Genomic DNA, 18,635 nt, shown 5'->3' on the forward strand with positions numbered 1-18,635 from the left:
CCTCCCCGTGCCGGGGAGGATTACCGCCGCTTGCCGTTGTGGCGGATGTTCGCGGGCCGCCCGCGCCGTTTCAGGACTCTGCGTGGCTCGGGAGCCGCGCCCTTGCCGTCGGGCAATTCGAAGCGCAGCGCTCCCGACACCGGGTTCGCCTCGGCCAGGCGCAGCGGCAGGCGCTGGCCCAGCTTGTAGATTTCGCGGCTCTTCTCGCCCAGCAACTGCTGCGAGGCTTCGTCATAATGGAAATAGTCGCCGCCCAGATCGCGGATCGGCATCAGGCCGTCGCCACCCACGCCATCGACCGTGGCGAAGAAGCCGAAATTGGTGACGCCGGTGATCCGCGTCTCGACCACCTGCCCGACATGCTCGGACAGGTATGCGGCGACATAGCGGTCGATGGTTTCGCGCTCGGCCTCCATCGCGCGCCGCTCATATTGGCTGATCGAGGTGCCCAGCCGCTCCATCTCCTCGCCTTCGGGCAGCAGTCCGCCGTCACCCAGCTTGTACGCCCCCACCAGCGCGCGGTGGACGACCAGATCGGCATAGCGCCGGATCGGTGAGGTGAAATGCGCATAGGAGCCGAGCGACAGGCCGAAATGCCCCTGATTGACCGGTGCATAATAGGCTTGCGTCTGCGAGCGCAGGATCTGCTCCATCACCTGCGGGCGGAAATCGGCGTCGCCCACCTTGTCGACGATCCGGTTGAAGGTCGCCGGACGGATCACCTGTCCCATCGCGAAGGGGATGTCGAAGGTTTCAAGATACTCTTTGAGCGCGACCAGCTTGGTGCGGCTGGGCACCTCGTGCACGCGGTACATGACGGTGGCCTTTTTCGCCTCCAGCGCCTTGGCGGCGGCGACATTGGCGGCGATCATGTAATCCTCGATCAGCCGGTGTGCATCCAGCCGCGCGCGCGGCGCGACCGACAGGATGCGGCCATTCTGGTCGAGCACCACCCGCCGCTCCGGCAAGTCGAGGTCGAGTGGCTCGCGGTCGTCGCGCGCCTTGGCGAGCGCGGCCCAGCAGTCCCAGAGCGGGCGCAGTGCCGTCTCGGTCAACGGGTGCGGCAGCTCGCCGTCGATGGCGGCCTGCGCATCCTCGTACGCGATGTTCGCCGCCAGCCGCACGACCGCGCGGGTGAAGCGGAAGCCCTTGAGCTTGCCGTCCTTCGTCACCTGCAAATGACAGGCGAGCGCCGCGCGGTCCTCGCCCTCCTTGAGCGAACACACATCCGCCGACAGGATTTCGGGCAGCATCGGCACCACCCGGTCGGGGAAATAGACCGAATTGCCCCGCCGCCGCGCATCCTTGTCGATCGCCGAGCCGGGGCGGACATAGAAGCTGACATCCGCGATCGCGACGATGGCGCGCCAGCCTTCGGGGTTGGCGGGATCGTCGTCGGGCGCGGCCCAGACCGCATCGTCATGGTCGCGCGCGTCGACCGGATCGATCGCGACGATCGGCAAATCGCGCAAATCCTCGCGGTCCTCGCCCAGCGGCTGGCGCGCGACGCGCTCGGCCTCCTCCAGCGTTTCGGGCTGGAAGCGGTCGGGGATTTCGAACTTGTGGATCGCGATCAGCGAGAAGCTGCGCGGGGCGAAGGGATCGCCCAGCCGCTCGACGACCTTCGCGGTGATGCGTGGCGGACGGCCCGCCTTCTCGGCCAGCACCAGATCGCCCGCTTCCGCGCCGCCGGTGTCCGACACCATCATCTCGCGCCGGTCCTTCTTGTCGACGGATGTCAGCCAGAAGCGGCCCGCCTCCTCGCGCAGCACGCCCAGCACCTGTTCGGAGGCGGGCGCGATCGTCTTCATGACATGCGCGATCCAGCCGCCGCCCGCTTCCTCGGTCCGCGCCAGCACGCGCTGGCCGATGCCGAGGCTCCCGCGCTTGCGCTCGCGGATGCGCAGCCGGGGGATGGGGATGCCATCGGCTTCCCAGCGTTCGGGCTGGCCCCAGACATTGCCGCCATCATCGACATCGACGACACGCAGCACCGTCACCTTGGGCAGGCCGCCCATCTTGTGAAAGGCGCGGCCCGGCGCACTGTCGATCAGCCCTTCGTCGGCCATGTCCTTGAGCAGCGCCTTAAGCCCGATCTTCTCCTGCGCGGACAGGCCAAAGGCGCGCGCGATCTCGCGCTTGCCAGCGGGCTGGTCCGACTGTTCGATGAAGGCGAGGATTTGCTCACGGGTCGGCAGACCCGGTTGGGGTTTCTTCATGGACCCGAGATAGGGGGTGGCGAGGGCGGCGTCACCCCCGCATGGCAGCGACATCCGCCATCCCAGCGAAGGCTGGGATCTCGGGCGCTATGCCCTCGATCGCGAAAGGCGTCAGCTTGCCCTGGGGCGACCATCATATCGGGTTGCGCCATAGGCCCAGCCATGGTCCAATATAGGACCAGTGAGTTTGGCGGGACGGGTGCAAGATGATGACGTTATGGGCTTTTCCCGCAGTCCTGGCCGCCATGCCGGTTGGCGGTGCACAGGCCGATCTGGACCGGATGGCGGCGACCATGGGTTATCGCTATACCATCCTGACCAACCGCCCGGCGTCATGCCCGACCGCCACCCCGCGCTGTTTCGATGCCGATATCGCGATCACCATGCCCGACGCGGTGCCGGGCGTGCCGTTCGAGATCCGCTACAGCCTGGTCAATCCGGTCCTGAGGATCGACAGCGATCTGTTCGACAACCGGATGGTCAATGGCGACCTGAACATCCTGACGGTGAAGCCCGGCCAGAGCCTCAAGCCCGGCCAGACCTATCATATCAAACTGACGGCGGTGGGCGCGTTCTTCTCACGCAACCACATGATGCCCCATGCGATGCTGGCTGCGCCCGGACTGGTCCCACGCGTGATCGCCGCCACCCGGACGGGGACCGATGCCGAGACGGGACTGGAAACCTTGCCCTTCGTCGCGCCCATGACCGACGAAGCGGCACTCGCCCGCAGCGCGCCCGACGACCGGACCGTGTGGCGGACGCCCGAGCGCGCCTTCGCGCTTTATGCCGAGCGAGGCGCGGCCACGCCCGTCGATGTGGCGATCCTGCCCCGGCCCATGACGGTCGTGCGACCGGCAGGCGCGCCGGTCGACCTGTCCAAGGGGCTGCGTGTGACGATGCAGGGCTTTGCCCGCGCCGCCATTGCGCCCGCGCTGGCCGGATTGCCGATGGGCACGGTGCCGCTGACCATCCGGAAGCAGGCCGGGATCGCTCCCGAAGGCTATCGCCTGACGGTCGCCGACGGGCGGGTGACCATCATGGCGGCGGATGCGGCGGGGGCGTCCTATGCCCTTCGCTCGCTGACCCAGCAAATGGCGGGGGAGGGCCGCACCTTGCGCCCGCTGACCGTCGAGGATGCCCCGCGATACGGCTTCCGGGGGCTTCACATCGATCTTGCCCGCAATTTCCACGGCAAGGCCCGAAATCCTGAAGCTGATCGAGCAGATGGCGGCCTATAAGCTCAACAGGTTGCATCTGCATCTGGGGGATGACGAGGGCTGGCGGTTGCAGATCGCCAGCCTGCCAGAACTGACCGAGGTGGGCGCCTATCGCTGCGCCGACCTGTCCGAAAAGACCTGTCTCCAGCCGCAACTCGGCGCGGACCCGGCGCGGGACGCGGCCACCAACGGCTATCTGACCGCCGCCGATTATTCGGACATCCTGCACGCCGCCGCCGCGCGGCAGATCGAGGTGATCCCCTCCTTCGACATGCCGGGCCATTCGCGTGCGGCGATCCGGTCGATGGAGGTGCGCTATCAGCGGCTGATGGCCAAGGGCGACCGTGCGGGCGCGGAACGCTACCGGCTGGTCGAGCCGGGCGACACCACCCGCTATTCCAGTGTCCAGCATTATGACGACAACACGCTGAACGTCTGTATCGATAGTACCTATCGCTTCATCGACCGGGTGATCGACGACATCGCCGCGCTTCACAAGGCGGCGGGGGTGCCGCTGACCACCTATCATATCGGCGCGGACGAGACGGCGGGGGCGTGGAAGGACTCGCCCGCCTGCAAGGTGACGATGGCGCGCGAGGGGCTCCAGCCCCGGCAACTGGGTGCCCGCTTCATCGAACGGGTGGCGGCCGATCTCGCCAAGCGCGGCATCGCCGTTGCGGGCTGGAGCGACGGGCTGGGCCATACGGACCCGGCGCGGATGCCGACCGCGGTCCAGACCAATATCTGGTCGGGCCTGCACGGCGGCGGCGTGGCGGAGACGCATGGCCAGGCCAATCGCGGGTGGAAGACGGTGCTGTCGATCCCCGATCTGGGCTATTTCGACATGCCCTATGCCGCCGATCCGAACGAAACCGGCTATGACTGGGCATCGCGCGGGGTGGACAGTTTCCAGGTGTTCGGATTCATGCCGGGCAATCTGGCCGCCAATGCCGCGCTGATTCCCAATATCCTCGCCCAGCCCAAGCCGATCGCCGACACGGTGCCGCTGCAATCGGGACGTGCGATCGCGGGTATCCAGGCGCAATTGTGGAGCGAAACGGTCCGTCGTGACAGCCAGGTCGATTACATGCTCTTCCCCCGCCTGCTGGCGCTCGCCGAGCGGGCATGGCGCAAGCCGGAATGGGAGCCCGCCTATGTTGCGGGGGTGGGCTATATGCCGGGCGATGTGCGGGTGGATCGCGCCCGGCTGCTGGCGGGCTGGCGCGATTTCGCGGGCCGCATGGGGGTACAGATGCGGATGCTCGACCGGGCGGGGGTGACCTATCGCCTCGCCCCGCCGGGCGCGCGGATCGTCGGCGGCACGCTGGAGGCGAACGCCGAATTCCCCGGCACACCGATCGAGTATCGGACCGGCGGCACCGCCTGGCGGCGCTATGACGGGCCGGTCGCGGTAATGGGGGCGGTGGATCTCCGCACCCGCACCCCCGATGGCCGCCGCGCCAGCCGGACGGTTACGGTTTCGCCGTAACCGCGATCAGGCCGGGCGCGTCGGCGATGAACCGGTCGAGCACGCCATCGGCGATCTTGATCGGCCCGTCGAAGCGCACCGCGCCGGGAATGCTCTGCACCGCGGCGGCCTGGGCGGCGATCCGCCCGGCATCGGCGAAATAGCGGCTCGCGGCTGGATTGCCCCGCTCGGCGGCGTCGAGCCCGGCGGCGGTCAGTCGCAGCGAGCGTCCCCAAAGCTGCATCGCATCCAGCCAGGGGCGCGACTGTTCGGCAAAGGCAGGATCGACCACGCCCGCGCGGATCGTATCGGGGGCGTCGGCGATGGCATCGGCCTTGCGGGTCAGTTCGGCGATGGCCTCGCGCCTTTCGGCTTCGTCACCATGGGCCAGCGCCTCGCGGACATGGTCGAGCAGCGCCTTCAACCGGGGTGCCTGTTCCTGCCAGGGCTGGCTGCCGAAGGTAGGGGCGAGATGCTGGGTGTCGAAGAGTTCGAGCAGCGCCGCCGTCGCCCGCGCATCGTCCCCCGCGAGATCGCGCGCCGCGAAATGCCAGGTGCGATCCGCGTCATAGCCCTTGTCGTTCCACCCGAAGGCCAACACTCCCGCCACCGCGACACGGCTGGGCGCTTCCTGGTTCATCGGGTTGGACAATATGCCGGTCAGCTCGCTCGACAGCCCCGCCTCGCGCTTGGCATAGGGGGCGAGCAGCAGCCGCCCGGCCGAACTGGCATAGTCGTTGACCGGATAATTGTCCCACAACAGCGTCTTGCGCCCGAATGCCTTGGTCGCCGCCTTGGCATCGGGAACCGAGATGGCGGGCGGCACGACGTCGGTGCCGGTCCACTGCACGACGATGCGCGGGTCGAGATTGGCGCGCAGCGCGGCCTTATAGGGGCTTTCCTTGGCGTCATAATATTCGGTCGGCACCATGATCAGCGGCTTCGCGGCGGGGTCGCGCTTTGCCAGATCGGCCTGCACCGCGTTCAACAGCTTGGACTGGGCAACCCCGGCGGCCTGTGCGCCAGAGGGGCCGAAGGCGGCTTTGTCCGCGTCGCAATTCCACTTCTGATATTCGATGTCATCCAGCGCGACATAGAAGCTGTGCACGCCGATTCCGCGCAGCGCCTCGAACTTGCGCAGCAGCGTCTGCTCGTCCGCTGGATCGGAGAAGCAGATCGAGGGGCCGGGCGAGATCGCGTAGACGAAGTTCACATGATTGGTCCGCGCGGTGGCGACCAGTGTGCCCAGCGCCGACAGCGTCGCCGCCGGATAGGGCTCCCGCCACTTGTCGCGCGCATAGGGGTCGTCCTTGGGGCTGTAGACATAGGTGTTGGCCTTCATCTGCCCGAGGAAATTCAGATGCCTGGTCCGGTCCTCCATCGACCAGGGCTTGCCGTAAAAGCCCTCGATCGTGCCGCGCATCGGCATGGCGGGGTGGTCGCGGATCACCAGCGCGGGGATTTGGGGGCGGGCGACGAGCTGACGCAGCGTCTGGGCGGCGTGGAACAGGCCGTCGCCATCATGCCCCGCCAGCGTGATCAGGCCGCCATGACCCGAAGCGAGAGCGGCGAGGGTATAGCCCTCCGCCTGATCGTCGGCGCTTGCCCCGCTGCGGGTCAGCGCGTCGCGGACGATCGCGGCCCCGTCCGGGCCGATGACGATGGTCGGGCGGTCGGGCGCGGCGGGGATGCGGCTGGCGGTCGTGATCTCGGTCACGCCCGCCTTCGCCAGAATGTCGCGGACGAGCGCGACCGTGGCGGGCTCGGTACCGGGCGCGGCGATCAGCACGACCGATCGGCCCAGCGTCACCGTGCCGTCGCCCAGCGTCAGGGCGGTAGGAGCGGGGAAGATCTCGGGCCGCGTCGCGGGCAGCGCCATCGCGGCGGGGGAAGCTCCGGCCAGTGCGACGGCGGCGATCAGGCTGCCCTTCCATTTGGCTACTCGCTGCATGATCCTCACTCCCGGTATTACAATGGTATTGTCAGAGCCTAGGGGAGAGGGGCCGGCGTCGCAAGCGCCTTTGATGATAGGGAAGTGGCGGGATTTCAGGGTGTTGAGAGCGGGTATCCCTTATGCTTCGACTTCGCTCAGCGTGATCGGAGGGTGGGATGAAGGTAAGAAGATAGGAAGGATAAGGGCAGGGGACACAATACCCAACCCCCGTTCAGCCTGAGCGAAGTCGAAGGCCACGTTCCACCCTGCCCCCAAGCCCCGACTTCCACCGGGGAATGGGCAAATCGAAATTGGTCCTAAACCGGCCTCATCACTCGTGGAATTGCAGGCTCGCCAACCGCGCATAAAGCCCGCCGCGTGCCATCAATTCCCCGTGGCGCCCCTGTTCGACGATGCGCCCGCCGTCCATCACCACGATCCGCTCCGCCGCGCGCACGGTGGCGAGGCGGTGGGCGATGACCAAAGTGGTCCGGTGCGCCATCAGCCGCTCCAGCGCCTGCTGCACCAGTTGCTCGCTCTCGGCATCGAGCGCGCTGGTCGCCTCGTCGAGCAACAGGATCGGCGCATCGCGGAGCAACGCGCGGGCGATGGTGATCCGCTGCCGCTGACCACCCGACAGCCGCGCGCCACCTTCGCCCAGGAAGGTGTCCAGCCCCTGTGGCAGCGCGCGCAGAAAGTCGGCGGCGTTGGCGGCTTCGGCGGCGGCCCAGAGTTCGTCGTCGCCCGCCTCCCACCGGCCATAGCGCAGATTGTCGCGCGCCGACGCGCCGAAGATCACCGTCTCCTGCGGCACCATCGCGATGCGCGCCCGGATCGCCGCCGGATCGGCATCGCGCAGATCGACGCCGTCGAGCGAAATCCGCCCTCCTTGAGGATCGTAGAAACGCTCCGCCAGTTGGAACAGCGTCGATTTGCCCGCACCGGAGGGGCCGACCACCGCCACCGTCTCGCCGGGGCGAATGTCGAGCGAGAAGCCGTCGAGCGCCGCCACTTCGGGCCGGGTGGGGTAGTGGAACACCACGTCCTCGAACCGAAGCGCGCCCATCGGCACGACCGGCAGGACGGCGGGGGCGGGGGGCGGCGCGATTTCGGGCTGTTCGGCGAGCAATTCGGCCAGCCGCTGTGCCGCACCCGATGCGCGCAGGATATCCCCCCACACCTCGGTCAGCGCCTGGAACGAGCCCGCCACCAGCATCCCCGTCACGACGAACGCGGTCAGCGACCCGCCCGACAGTCGTCCGCTGGCGACGTCCGCCACCGCTTCCCACAGGAGCAGCGTCAGCCCGCCGAAGAACAGGCCGATCACCATCGCCGTCATCACCGCGCGGAGCAGGAAGCGCTTGCGCGATGTGGCGAAGCCGTTGCTGACCGCCAGTTCGAACCGCTCGGCCTCGCGCCGCTCCTGGCCGAACGCCTGCACGACCTTCATCGCGCCCAGCGTCTCGACGGCGGTCGATCCGATATCGGCCAGCCGATCCTGGCTGTCGCGCGAATAGCTGCGCACCTTCTTGCCCAGCAGCACGATGGGCAGCACGACCAGCGGGATGCAGATCAGCAGCGACAGGGTCAGCTTGGGCGACAGCGCGAAGAGATAGATGGTGCCGCCGATCCCGATCACCACGTTGCGCAGCGCGATCGAGACGGTCGAGCCGACCACCTGTTCGATGATCGCGGTGTCGGCGGTCAGGCGACTGGCGATCTCCGAGGGGCGGTTCTCCTCGAAATAGCGGGGGGCGAGGCGGAGCAGATTGGCCTGCACCGCGACTCGGATGTCGGCAACGGTCCGCTCGCCCAGCCACGACACGAAATAGAATCGGAACGCCGTGGCGAAGGCGAGCACCAGCACCACCGCCAACAGCCCCTGAAAATAGGGGGCGATATTGCCCGTATCGACCGCGCGGCCGAAGCCATGGTCGATCACCTTCTGAAAGGTGCGCGGGATGAACAGCGTCGCCCCCGCCGCGACCAGCAGCGACAGCGCGGCGGCGGCCAGATGGGCCGGATATCGCAGCGTAAAGCGCCATACCATCTTGAGATTGCTCAACCGGCGGCTGGGCGGAATGGCGGGCTTGGGGGAAGCGGCGGATTTGGCCATGATCGCGCTCGCCTAGCAGCGTGCGGGCACGGGCTCAACGGCGCGCCGGCCCTGCACGCATCGTTCATGGGCCTTCATGCGTTATCTTGGGGAAGGGATCACGGGCAATATGACGGGACGGCCATATTATGGTCATCTTGCGCAAACGGTTTTGTGATAGATGAGATGCGATCATGGCTCCGCTTCGGGGAGCGCGAGGGACTCGACGATGCTGTACGACGCCTATGAAATGCAACGCTCGATGCTGGCGGGGGCGAGCGCGCTGGCCAATTTCGGCGCGGGGCTGCTCCAGAACCCGGCCAACCCCTTCGCCTATTTCGGCGGCGGCGCGATCATGGGATCGGCGCTGGAGGTCTTCGCCCATGCCTCCGCGCCGCGCGGCAAGCCCGCCTTCGGCCTGACGAAGACGGAGATCGACGGGCGCGAGGTGGCGGTCCATGAGGAGATCGTGGCGCGCAAGCCCTTCGGCCAGCTCAAGCGGTTCCGCCGCGAGGGCGTCGAGGACAGCCCCAGGCTGCTGATCGTCGCGCCCATGTCGGGCCATTACGCCACGCTGTTGCGCGGTACGGTCGAGCGGATGTTGCCGAGTTGCGAGGTCTATATCACCGACTGGCGCGACGCGAAGCTGGTGCCCCTGTCCGAGGGTCGGTTCGATTTCGATGATTATGTCGATTACATCATCGACTTCCTGACCGAGATCGGCCCCAATGCGCATATGCTGGCGGTGTGCCAGCCCTCGGTCCCCTGCTATGTCGCGGCTTGTGTGATGAGCGCGGACAAGCATCCCTGCACCCCGCGCACCCTGACCCTGATGGGCGGGCCGGTCGACACGCGCGAGGCGCCGACCGCGGTCAACCTGCTGGCGACCGAGCGTCCCCATGCCTGGTTCGAGCAGAATGCGATCGCGACCGTGCCGATGACCTATCCGGGTGCCGGACGGCGGGTTTATCCGGGGTTCCTGCAACTCGCCGGGTTCATGTCGATGAATCTCGGCAACCACATGATTTCGCACTGGGAGATGTTCAAGCATCTGGTCCAGGGCGACGACGAGAGCGCCGAGGCGACCAAGCGCTTCTACGACGAATATCGCGCGGTGTGCGACATGACGGCGGAATTCTATCTCCAGACCGTCGAACTGGTGTTCCAGCGCCATGCGCTGCCCAAGGGCGAGATGCTGCACCGTGGCAAGCCGGTCGATCCGGGTGCGATCACCGATATCGGCATCCTGGCGATCGAGGGCGAGCGGGACGATATCTCGGGGCTGGGCCAGACCCGTGCGTCGTTGACGCTGGCGACCCATCTCCCGGATGCGAAGAAGCGCTATTTCATGGCCGAGAATGTCGGCCATTACGGTATCTTCAACGGCTCGAAATGGCGCAACCGCATCGCGCCGGTGGTTGAGGAGTGGATCAAGGCGAACGGATAAGGGGGCGGGCTCCCTACCCCCCGTTCAGCCTGAGCGAAGTCGAAGGCCAAGGGAAAACATCAGCCATGCAGCCGGCAAAGGGCATCGCTTGGCCTTCGACTTCGCTCAGGCTGAACGGGGTGAGTGGTAGAATAGAAAACGCCCGGAAGCCGCATGGCCTCCGGGCGTTTTGCGTTCCGGTGGAGCGGTTTACGCGACCGAGCCCACCACCGCATGGCTGGACGACTCATCCGATCGGATGGTTCCGCCGAACAGCATCTTTACCCGGCCCGACAGCGAGATGTCGGTTTCCCACAACTCGGCCGAATGGATGTCGAAGCGCAGCAGCGTCAGGTTCGGGTCCGACTTGCCCTGCGGGAACCAGGCCTCGACCTGCTTATTCCACAGCTTGTCGATCTGCGCCGGATCATTGTCCTTCGACACATGGCCCGACAGGCAGGCGAAGAAGTCATGTCCCTTGCCGACGAACTGCGCCATCGCCTGACCACCGCCGGCGATCCGGTTGTCGCGACCGGCGAAGAAGAACAGCGTGTTGGGCTGATCGTCGTCGATCTGCGCGGTCATCGGTTCGGAATGCTGGCCATCGTTCAGGCCGATCATCACGAACGGGCTGTCCTTCAGCTTGTCGAGGAACTTGGCGGCGATTTCCTGGGGGCTGTCATCGGCCATCTTGGCTCTCCTGTCCTTGAGGGTTTGACGGCAGAACGATGCGGAGGCAGGGATGGTTGCGGGAAAGGACGCGAGACTTTCCCGCTGACAAACGGCGCGCATCTTGAAAGAAGGTTCGCGACGGCAATTCCGCCGTCACTCACAGAAAGGACCACGGATGTCCGTTGCCGATCTGTGCCTGATCCTGGGCGTCATCATCGCCTTCGCGACCTTGGTCGTGAAGATCGTTGACGTTCGCAACAGGTAAGGTGCCCGGCGGGGCTCGGGTAGCAGCCTGGGCCCCAAAGGGATTTGAGCCCCGGCCGTAGCAGCGACCGGGGCTCTACAGAAAGGCGGATGTCCTTCGCCTGCGATCCCTATACGCCAGGATCGTCAAAATTTCAATTCCGATGGGAATGGCGAACCGCGCTTCGTATCGTATCAAACGATACCCATTCCCGCGATTTCCCGCTAAGCGCTGGTCCATCACAGCCTAGCCATGCGGCCCTCAAGCGCGTCAACCGCGCCGGGTCGCTCGACCGGAACTTGGACCTATGACCTCTGCCGTAACCGCCGACGCGCGCAAGACCATGAAATCGCTGTATCGCGCGCCCGAACCCGATGTCCTGAAGCCGCTGCTCGACCGCGCCGCCGCGACCCCGGAAGCGCGCGAGCGGATCATGGGCCATGCCTCGGGTCTGCTGGCCGATCTGCGGGCGGCGCAGAATCGCGGCTGGGTGAACCAGTTCCTTCAAGAGTATCGCCTCAACTCGTCCGAGGGCGTGGCGCTCCTCAGTCTCGCCGAAGCGTTCCTCCGCGTCCCCGATCCTGAGACCGCCGATCTCCTCATCGCCGACAAGCTGGGCGAGGCGGACTGGCGCGCGCATACCGGGCGCTCGGCGTCGAAGCTGGTCAACTCCGCCACCTGGGGGCTGGTCGTCGGCCGCGCGCTGGTGGGCGAGGGCGAGGCGGGGCCGCTCAAGCGGCTGCTGTCGCGCGCGGGCGAGCCGTTCGTCCGCCAAGCGGTCGGGGCCGCGATGCGGATGATGGGCGAGATCTTCGTGATGGGTCGCACCATTGAGGAAGCCATGCGCCGCATGAAGAAGCCCGAGAACAAGGGCTTCACCGCCAGCTTCGACATGCTGGGCGAGGCGGCGCGGACGCATGAGGATGCCGAGCGCTATTTCCAGGCCTATGTGAAGGCGATCGATGCGGTGGGTTCGAACCCGGCGGCAGGCCATTCGGTGTCGGTCAAGCTGTCGGCGCTCCACCCGCGCTACGAACTGCCGCGTGCCTATGAGTGCGTGCCCGCGCTGACCGACATGCTGGCGCAACTCGCGCGGCAGGCGGCGGACAAGGGCATCGCGCTGACCGTCGATGCCGAGGAGTCCGAGCGGCTGGAGATGAGCCTCGACATTATCGGCGGCGTCGCGGCGCTACCCGCGCTCAAAGGCTGGGACGGGTTCGGCATGGCGGTGCAGGCCTATGGCAAGCGCGCGCGTTCGGTCATCGCCTGGGCGAACGGGCTCGACCGGATCATGAACGTCCGTCTGGTCAAGGGTGCCTATTGGGACAGCGAGATCAAGCGGACCCAGGTCGAGGGCCTTAACGATTATCCGCTCTTCACCCGCAAGGCGGCGACCGACGTGTCCTATCTGGCGGTCGCCAAGGACATGCTGGCGGCCGAGAATATCCGCCCCGCCTTTGCCAGCCACAATGCGCTGACCGTTGCGACCATTTTGGAATGGGCGGGCAATTCCCACGACTTCGAGTTCCAGCGGCTGCACGGCATGGGCGATGGTCTGTACGAGCGGCTGGTGCGCGAGCATGGCCATAAGTGCCGCATCTATGCCCCGGTCGGCGGGCACCGCGACCTGCTGGCCTATCTGGTCCGGCGTCTGCTGGAGAATGGCGCGAATTCCAGCTTCGTCCATCAGCTCGCCGATGCGCGGCTGACCGAGGCGGAGATCCTCGCCGATCCGGTCGCCAAGATCGCCGCCGTGGGCGGGGCGCGGCACCCGAGCATTCCGCTGCCCATCGACCTGTTCGCGCCGGGGCATCGCAACTCGACCGGCATCGACCTCAGCGACATCGCGACGCTCGATGCGACGGTGAAGGCGGTGGCCGCCCCCGCCGTGACGCCGGTGGCCGCGACGGCGGACGTGGCGTCGCTGGTCGCGCGCGCCGATGCGGCCTTCCCGGCCTGGAACGCGACGCCGCTCGACACCCGTGCCGCCGTGCTGGAGAAGCTGGCCGACCTGTTGGAGCAGGACCGCGAGCGGCTGATGGCGATTCTGGTGCAGGAGGCGTCCAAGACCATCCCCGACGCGATCGGCGAGGTCCGCGAGGCCGCCGATTTCTGCCGTTATTATGCGCAACAGGCGCGCGCGCGGCTCGGTTCGGTCGAACTGCCCGGACCGACGGGCGAGCGCAACACGCTGCACCTCGAAGGGCGCGGCGTCTGGGCGACGGTCGCGCCGTGGAACTTCCCACTGGCGATCTTCCTGGGCCAGACGGTGGCGGCGCTCGTCACCGGCAATACCGTCGTCGCCAAGCCCGCGCCGCAGACGCCCGCCATCGCGGCGGCGGCGGTCGAACTGGCCTACCGCGCGGGCGTGCCGCGCGACGCGCTGCTGCTCGCGGTCGGCGGGCCGGACGTGGGCCAGCAATTGACCGAGGATCACCGGATCGCGGGTGTCGCCTTCACCGGATCGACCGCCACCGCCAAGCGGATCGCGCGGACGCTGGTGGCGGATGACGACCGTCCGATCGTGCCGCTGATCGCGGAGACGGGCGGCATCAACGCGATGATCGTCGATTCGACCGCGCTGCCCGAACAGGTGGTGGCGGACGTCATCACCTCGTCCTTCCGCTCGGCGGGGCAGCGTTGCTCGGCGTTGCGGCTGTTGCTGGTGCAGGCGGATGTCGCCGACAATGTCATCGAAATGCTGAAGGGCGCGATGGAGACGCTGGTGCTGGGCGCGACCGGCAATCCGGCGACCGATGTCGGCCCGGTGATCGACCGTGCCGCTTACGACAAGCTGATGGCGTACCGCGCGGCGATGGCGAGCAAGACGATCAAGACGCTCGACGCGCCTGCCGAAGGCCTGTTCGTGCCGCCGACGCTGATCCGGCTCGACCGCGTCGAGGATCTGAACCAGGAATGGTTCGGCCCGATCCTGCACGTCGCGACCTGGGAAGCGGGTACGCTGTCCGAGACGATCGCGAAGGTGAATGCCAAGGGTTACGGCCTGACCATGGGCCTGCACAGCCGTATCGCCCGCGCCGGTGAGGTGGCGGAGAGCGAGGCGGCGGTCGGCAACCTCTATATCAACCGCTCGATGATCGGTGCGGTGGTGGGCAGCCAGCCCTTTGGCGGCGAGGGCCTGTCGGGCACCGGGCCGAAGGCGGGTGGGCCGCATTACCTCTACCGATTCTGCGCGGAACGGGCGGTGTCGGTGGACACGACGTCGGCGGGTGGCAATGCCACGCTGTTGTCGCTGGACGAAGGCGGGATCTGACGATTATCCTCCCTCGTCCGCCACGGGAGGGCGGGCGAGGGGGGAATGATGAATTTGCGGGGAACGCGCGCCATTGCGGTGGCGCTGATGCTGACGGTCGGGTGCTGGTCGGGTGGGGCGCTGGCCGCCGATCCGACGCCGGCGGCAGACAATGCCGAGGCGCAGATCCGCGCTTTTGAACACGGGCTGCACAAACAGACCGGCGATGTCGTGGTGGGCCCGGCCAAGGCGACGCTGCATCTGGGCGACCGTTATTATTTCCTGCCCGCAGAAGACGCGAAGAAGGTGCTGACTCAGATTTGGGGCAACCCGGCCGATGCGGTCAGCGATGTGCTGGGTCTCGTCCTGCCGACCGGGACCACGGCGTCGGACAATGTCTGGGGCGCGGTGGTGACCTATGAAGACACCGGCTATGTCAGCGACAAGGACGCGCACGACCAGGATTACGACAAGGTCCTGTCCGACATGCGCGAGGGTGCGGCGGAACGGAACGAGGAGCGCCGGAAGCAGGGCTTTCCGACGGTCCAGATCGTCGGCTGGGCGCAGCCGCCCTCCTATAATGCGCAGGACCATTCGCTGGTCTGGGCAAGGCAGCTCAAGTTCGACGACAGCAAGGGGCCGGATTCGCTCAATTACGATGTGCGGCTGCTCGGGCGGCGGGGTGTGTTGAGCCTCAACATGGTGTCCGACATGGGCCATCTGGACGAGGTGCGGGCGGCGGCGGCCGATTTCGGACGCGCGGCCAGCTTCGATCGCGGCGAAACCTATGCCGATTATGACGCCTCGACCGACAAGACCGCCGAATATGGCCTGGCGGGGCTGGTCGCGGCAGGTGTCGGCGTGGCGGCGGCGAAGAAGCTGGGCCTGATCGCGATCATTCTCGCATTCGGCAAGAAGTTCATTGCGCTGATCGTCGTGGCAGGGCTGGCCTTGGTCCGCTGGGGCAAGCGGCTGCTGGGCCGCAAGGACGTCGAGCCGGATGTCGGGGGCGAGCCGGCTTATGCGGCCGAACCCGAGCATCCGGCCGAACCCGAGCCGGATGCGTCGCCCGCCGCCAAGCCCGCCGGGGATCAGCCCCCGGCGGTGTGATGCACCTCGACCGGCTGGACCTGGGGATAGGGCATGACCAGCGTCCCGTCCGGCGCGGCGGTGAAGGTCGTCTGCGTCGGATAGGGAATGGAAATCCCCTCCGCCGCGAAGCGCTTCATGAGTGTCACCAGCACCCGGTTGCGCAGGTCGTGCGCGGTGGCCCAGTCGTCGCCGGGCACGTCGAATTGCAGCGCGAAGTCCAGGCTCGACGCGCCGAAATTCTCGAACCCGGCGCGCGCGACCTTGCCGCCTTCGCCCTCGACGATGTCCGTCAGCAGTTGCGGCACGCGCGCCAGCGTGTCGGGCGGGGTTTCGTAGGCGACGCCGATCATGAACGACAGGCGGACATGGTCGCGCACCGTGGTGTTCTGGATTTCCTTGTCGAGCAGTTGCCGGTTCGAGATGATCCGAAGCTCGCCGGTAAAGGCGCGGATGCGGGTGGATTTCAGGCCGATCGACTCGATCACGCCGCTGGTGGTGCCATAGCTGATCTTGTCGCCGCGCCGGAACGGCCGGTCGAAGATGATGGCGAGCGCGGCGAACAGGTCGCCGAAGATGCCCTGCGCCGCCAGCCCGATGGCGATGCCGCCGACGCCCAGACCGGCGACCAGGCCGGTGACGTTGACGCCCAGATTGTCGAGCACCACGACCAGCGCGATGGCGAACAGCACCGCCGTCACCAGTAGCCGGATCAGCCCCATGGCGGAGAGCAGCGCCTCGCCCGAATAATGCTCTGACTGGGTGCGGTGCTCGATGGTGCCGAGGATCAGTTCGCGCGCCCAGATCGCCGCCTGGAAGACACTGGCGACGGTGAACAGGAAGTTGATCGTCTTGGCGACTTCGCCCGGTGCGCCCGCATAGCCCGACACGAGTTGCGCGGCGAGCGTGACGATGAAGAACATGTTGGTCCGCGCGATCGCATGGCCCAGGATCACGCCCCAGCCGCCCGCGAAACCCGGACGGCTGCAAAGCCTGTCGCCCAGCTTGCGTACCCAGAGCAGCGCCAGCACGATGACCGCGCCGAAGCCGATCGCGATCAGCACCTTGAGCCAGTAATCCTGCACCCATTGATAGGTCGCGTTGACGATGCCCCCGACCTGATCGGGGATGCGGGAGCCGTCGAAGATCGGTGCCTCGGGCGAGGTATTGTTCGTCGCCATGGGGACTCCTGAATGGATGGGCGGTCAGGCCGCCTTGCTGGCCGGGGTTCCGGCTTCGAGAAACGCGATCAGCCCGCATTCGACGCGGGACAGCCCGGCACGGGCACGCGGCAGGCGGAGAGCCTGGCGGAAATCGGCCTGCCCCTCCTTCACCAGCGCGATCAGCGAGGGGTGGACATAGGATTTGCGCGCGATGGCGGGGGTGTTGCCCAGCTTCTCCACGACCGGCTCCAGCATCGCCTTCAGGCTGAGGTCCGCCTCGGCCAGCGCCAGCGCCTCGAACGCGGCGACGCTGGCGGCCCAGGTACGGAAATGCTTGGCGGTGAAGTCGCAGCCGGTCGCCTCGCGGATATAGCAATTCACGTCGGAGGAGGTGACCGGGTTCGCCTCGCCCTCCTCGTCCACCCAGGCGAAGAGATGCTGTTCGTCCAGATCCTGGCACCGCTTGACGAAGCTGGCCAGCGACCGGTCGGTCAGGGTCATGTCGCGCATCTTGCCCGACTTGCCCCGATAGCGGAGACGCAGGGTGGCGCCCTTCACCTGCCCGTGGCGCTTGCGCAGGGTGGTCGCGCCGAAACTCTTGTTGGTCGCGGCATAGGCCTCGTTCCCGACGCGGATATGGCCGTTGTCGAGCAGCCGGACGACGGCGGCGACCGCGCGTTCCTTGCACAGCCCGCGCTTCTTCAGATCCGCCTCGACGCGCTTGCGGAGCCGGGGCAGCGCATGGCCGAACGCGGCGCAGCGTTCATATTTGGCCGCTTCCTGCGCCTCGCGAAAATCGGCGTGATAGCGATATTGCTTGCGGCCCTTCTCGTCCCAGCCGACCGCCTGGATATGGCCATTGGCGCGCGGACAGAACCAGGCGTCCTTGTACGCGGGGGGCAGGCCAATGCGGTTCAGCCGGTCGATCTCTCGCGCGTCGGTGATCCGCTCGCCCTTGGGGCTCCAATAGGCCCAATGCCCGCGGACCTTGGTCCGGGTGATGCCGGGCTTGCTGTCGTCGCAATAGACTAATCGGGTCGCCATCGCTCTCTCTCGGGTCGTCTTTGCAAATGCGCCGCCGGTCGCTTCGTTCCGGAACGGCCGATGCGGTCGCGGGTTCTGGAGGAGCCTTTCCCCCGAGGCGTTTCCCGACAGGAGTTTTCCCATGGCCGATCTTTCCCAGGCACGTGTCCTGATGCTCGCCGCCGATGGTTTCGAGACCGTCGAACTGTTCAAGCCCCGCCAGGCACTGGAGGAAGCGGGCGCGACGGTGACGCTCGCCTCGCTCAAGTCCGATCCGATTCAGGGCATGGAAGGCGACATCAACAAGGCCGAAACCGCGACGCCGGACCTGACCGTCGATGAGGTCGATACCGACGATTACGACGCGCTGGTCATTCCCGGCGGCACCTGCAACCCCGACAAGCTGCGCCTGAACGAGCGCGCGGTCGAGATCGTCACCGAGTTCATGGAGGACGACAAGATCGTCGCCGCCATCTGCCACGGCCCGTGGTTGCTGGCCGAGGCGGACGTGATCGATGGCCGCCGCCTGACCAGCTATCCCTCGATCCGCACCGACCTGTCCAATGCGGGCGCGGACGTGGTGGATGAGGAGGTCGTGGTCGACGGCAACCTGATCACCAGCCGCAAGCCCGACGACATCCACGCCTTCAACCAGGCCATCCTGACCGCGCTGGAAGAGGAACTGGCCGAGGAGGACGAAACCGAGGAAGCCTGACACCCAAATCCTCCCCATCTTTGATGGGGAGGGGGACCGCGCTCGAAGAGCGTGGTGGAGGGGCCTTCCGGCGAAGGCGGGAAGGTAGGCGACCGATCCGCCCCTCCACCACCGC

12 protein-coding genes are annotated in these 18,635 nt (G+C 67.0%); 6 read left to right on the forward strand and 6 right to left on the reverse strand.

From position 1 onward, the window contains the following. Positions 1–20 precede the first annotated feature (20 nt). Positions 21–2,219 carry a ribonuclease R gene (rnr, locus tag QE379_RS06910; RefSeq protein WP_306999138.1) on the reverse strand — a complete coding sequence of 733 codons (2,199 nt, stop codon included), beginning with the start codon at positions 2,217–2,219 and terminating at the stop codon, positions 21–23. A 206-nt stretch (positions 2,220–2,425) separates the two neighbouring features. Between rnr and QE379_RS06915 the strand changes: the two genes are divergently transcribed. Both QE379_RS06915 and QE379_RS06920 read left to right on the forward strand, forming a co-directional pair. Continuing rightward, on the forward strand, positions 2,426–3,460 hold the full coding sequence (locus QE379_RS06915; protein WP_306999141.1) for a carbohydate-binding domain-containing protein: 1,035 nt from the start codon (positions 2,426–2,428) through the stop codon (positions 3,458–3,460). Then, a complete protein-coding gene (locus QE379_RS06920; protein ID WP_306999143.1) occupies positions 3,396–4,928 on the forward strand; it encodes a family 20 glycosylhydrolase in 1,533 nt (510 codons plus the stop codon). The genes QE379_RS06915 and QE379_RS06920 overlap by 65 nt, the downstream gene beginning before the upstream one ends. Here QE379_RS06920 and QE379_RS06925 read toward each other — a convergent pair. After that, positions 4,912–6,858, reverse strand: a complete 1,947-nt coding sequence (locus QE379_RS06925; protein ID WP_306999145.1) for a beta-N-acetylglucosaminidase domain-containing protein — start codon at positions 6,856–6,858, stop codon at positions 4,912–4,914. The two genes, QE379_RS06920 and QE379_RS06925, sit on opposite strands and share 17 nt — an antisense overlap. 313 nt (positions 6,859–7,171) lie before the next feature. Beyond that, the gene (locus QE379_RS06930; RefSeq protein ID WP_306999147.1) at positions 7,172–8,956 is read right to left on the reverse strand and encodes an ABC transporter transmembrane domain-containing protein; all 1,785 of its coding nucleotides are present in this window, start codon (positions 8,954–8,956) and stop codon (positions 7,172–7,174) included. A 208-nt stretch (positions 8,957–9,164) separates the two neighbouring features. On the opposite strand from QE379_RS06930, the gene QE379_RS06935 reads away from it, so the two are divergent. Beyond that, on the forward strand, positions 9,165–10,382 hold the full coding sequence (locus QE379_RS06935) for a polyhydroxyalkanoate depolymerase (protein ID WP_306999149.1): 1,218 nt from the start codon (positions 9,165–9,167) through the stop codon (positions 10,380–10,382). A 189-nt stretch (positions 10,383–10,571) separates the two neighbouring features. Here the strand turns inward: QE379_RS06935 and QE379_RS06940 are convergent, their stop codons facing one another. Further along, positions 10,572–11,051 (reverse strand): pyridoxamine 5'-phosphate oxidase family protein, encoded by a 480-nt coding sequence (locus QE379_RS06940; protein ID WP_306999153.1) that lies wholly within the window; start codon positions 11,049–11,051, stop codon positions 10,572–10,574. Between the two features lie 569 nt (positions 11,052–11,620). Here QE379_RS06940 and QE379_RS06945 point away from each other — a divergent pair. Beyond that, the gene (locus tag QE379_RS06945; RefSeq protein WP_306999155.1) at positions 11,621–14,551 is read left to right on the forward strand and encodes an L-glutamate gamma-semialdehyde dehydrogenase; all 2,931 of its coding nucleotides are present in this window, start codon (positions 11,621–11,623) and stop codon (positions 14,549–14,551) included. Positions 14,552–14,596: 45 nt separating this feature from the next. Next, a complete protein-coding gene (locus tag QE379_RS06950; protein WP_306999157.1) occupies positions 14,597–15,640 on the forward strand; it encodes a DUF2167 domain-containing protein in 1,044 nt (347 codons plus the stop codon). Here the strand turns inward: QE379_RS06950 and QE379_RS06955 are convergent. Both QE379_RS06955 and QE379_RS06960 read right to left on the reverse strand, forming a co-directional pair. Next, entirely contained in the window at positions 15,622–16,800 is a 1,179-nt protein-coding gene (locus QE379_RS06955; protein ID WP_306999159.1) for a mechanosensitive ion channel family protein, read from the reverse strand. The two genes, QE379_RS06950 and QE379_RS06955, sit on opposite strands and share 19 nt — an antisense overlap. 24 nt (positions 16,801–16,824) lie before the next feature. Next, positions 16,825–17,826, reverse strand: coding sequence for a DNA topoisomerase IB (locus tag QE379_RS06960; RefSeq protein ID WP_306999161.1), 1,002 nt, complete (start codon positions 17,824–17,826; stop codon positions 16,825–16,827). 121 nt (positions 17,827–17,947) lie between these two features. Between QE379_RS06960 and QE379_RS06965 the strand changes: the two genes are divergently transcribed. After that, positions 17,948–18,520 carry a type 1 glutamine amidotransferase domain-containing protein gene (locus QE379_RS06965; protein ID WP_306999163.1) on the forward strand — a complete coding sequence of 191 codons (573 nt, stop codon included), beginning with the start codon at positions 17,948–17,950 and terminating at the stop codon, positions 18,518–18,520. The last annotated feature ends 115 nt before the right edge of the window (positions 18,521–18,635 follow it).

It is taken from the genome of Sphingomonas sp. SORGH_AS_0879 (assembly GCF_030819175.1).
In the GTDB taxonomy this organism is placed as follows: domain Bacteria; phylum Pseudomonadota; class Alphaproteobacteria; order Sphingomonadales; family Sphingomonadaceae; genus Sphingomonas.

Excerpts from the sequence above, each read along its gene's own strand:
- rnr (WP_306999138.1), bottom strand. The coding sequence starts at position 2,219 with ATGAAGAAACCCCAACCGGGTCTGCCGACCCGTGAGCAAATCCTCGCC.
- QE379_RS06915 (WP_306999141.1), top strand. The coding sequence starts at position 2,426 with ATGATGACGTTATGGGCTTTTCCCGCAGTCCTGGCCGCCATGCCGGTT.
- QE379_RS06925 (WP_306999145.1), bottom strand. The coding sequence starts at position 6,858 with ATGCAGCGAGTAGCCAAATGGAAGGGCAGCCTGATCGCCGCCGTCGCA.
- QE379_RS06930 (WP_306999147.1), bottom strand. The coding sequence starts at position 8,956 with ATGGCCAAATCCGCCGCTTCCCCCAAGCCCGCCATTCCGCCCAGCCGC.
- QE379_RS06935 (WP_306999149.1), top strand. The coding sequence starts at position 9,165 with ATGCTGTACGACGCCTATGAAATGCAACGCTCGATGCTGGCGGGGGCG.
- QE379_RS06940 (WP_306999153.1), bottom strand. The coding sequence starts at position 11,051 with ATGGCCGATGACAGCCCCCAGGAAATCGCCGCCAAGTTCCTCGACAAG.
- QE379_RS06945 (WP_306999155.1), top strand. The coding sequence starts at position 11,621 with ATGAAATCGCTGTATCGCGCGCCCGAACCCGATGTCCTGAAGCCGCTG.
- QE379_RS06950 (WP_306999157.1), top strand. The coding sequence starts at position 14,597 with ATGATGAATTTGCGGGGAACGCGCGCCATTGCGGTGGCGCTGATGCTG.
- QE379_RS06955 (WP_306999159.1), bottom strand. The coding sequence starts at position 16,800 with ATGGCGACGAACAATACCTCGCCCGAGGCACCGATCTTCGACGGCTCC.
- QE379_RS06960 (WP_306999161.1), bottom strand. The coding sequence starts at position 17,826 with ATGGCGACCCGATTAGTCTATTGCGACGACAGCAAGCCCGGCATCACC.
- QE379_RS06965 (WP_306999163.1), top strand. The coding sequence starts at position 17,948 with ATGGCCGATCTTTCCCAGGCACGTGTCCTGATGCTCGCCGCCGATGGT.